The organism is Paenisporosarcina sp. P4_D4 (assembly GCF_056401835.1).
In genome coordinates this window covers 1-1,014 of sequence record NZ_JBFUIO010000330.1, presented here as the reverse complement: position 1 = coordinate 1,014, position 1,014 = coordinate 1, and the positions used below count along the sequence as shown (strand labels likewise).

Below are 1,014 nucleotides of genomic sequence, written 5' to 3'. Positions count from 1 at the left end.
GTATTTTTCTATCTCACTTTCTTCAAACCCCATCTCAAGAACGTCAGTTAATGCGAATCTCCCCCATTGTACATTTGCATTTCGCAAATATGGTAGCATGGTTAAATTCTCACCATAAGCCTTACGTGATAGCATTTTACCTAACTGCATTTCACAAATGAAACCAAGTTTAGTTACTGCCCATTTTTCGAGATGATGAAGTTCATTATTTAATCTAAAAGAATTGTTTCGTTTCATTTCAGATTTATTAGCCATTTTCTTTTCTGATAAATTCTTCAATATAACCATTGCACTTTCAATATCCTCTTGCTTTGTTCTCCAATCTGTTGTTAAATCGCCATTACAAGCAGCCGAAATAACCCCACTTCTAAAACTTTGTATTATGTCAGGAAAATTGTTTATTAAGCCCTTTGCTTCTTCAATTTTACTTAATAGCCCCTCCACTTTCATTGCAATCCTTATTTGTTCGTCTAATGGAGGCAACGGGAGAGGAATTTTTTTGGACTTAGATCCTGAAAGCTCCTTAAATGTACTACCACTTGAAATAGACTCTAAATATGCTTTTGAAAATTTTAAATACCAGTATAAATATTGTGGATAATAGGCATTACTTGGAACAAAACTTTTAAACCCTTGATTTGTACATAGATTTTCAGAAGCGATTGCAACATAGCCTATTGGCGCTCTGGAAGAGAGTAGCACAGTGTTAATCGGTAATATTTTTGTTGAACTTTCAACTAAACCAAGCTCAGTAATATTACGTTTTCCCCTACTTATGTATATGTCCTTATATCCAGAAAGGTCTGAAGGTGTTACCCATCGAATAGAACCTTGGTCATAATATTCTTTGACTTTAGACTTTGGTGTACCACCACCTACCACTTCAGTAATTGCGCCCGTCCATGTCCATACCCAATTTCCTGGAACTTCAAATCTTTGTTCTTCCTTTGGCACTATAGATTCTACTATTAATTCTTCAATAGATTTTTTTTTCTCACTCATTGTGTACTTACC

General features: G+C 34.8%; 1 protein-coding gene. It reads right to left on the bottom strand.

The genetic code is table 11. The features are described 5' to 3' along the window. On the bottom strand, positions 1 to 1,002 hold a 1,002-nt coding region (locus AC1DSL_RS18595; protein WP_477533386.1), incomplete at its 3' end, for a restriction endonuclease subunit S. Positions 1,003 to 1,014 lie beyond the last annotated feature (12 nt).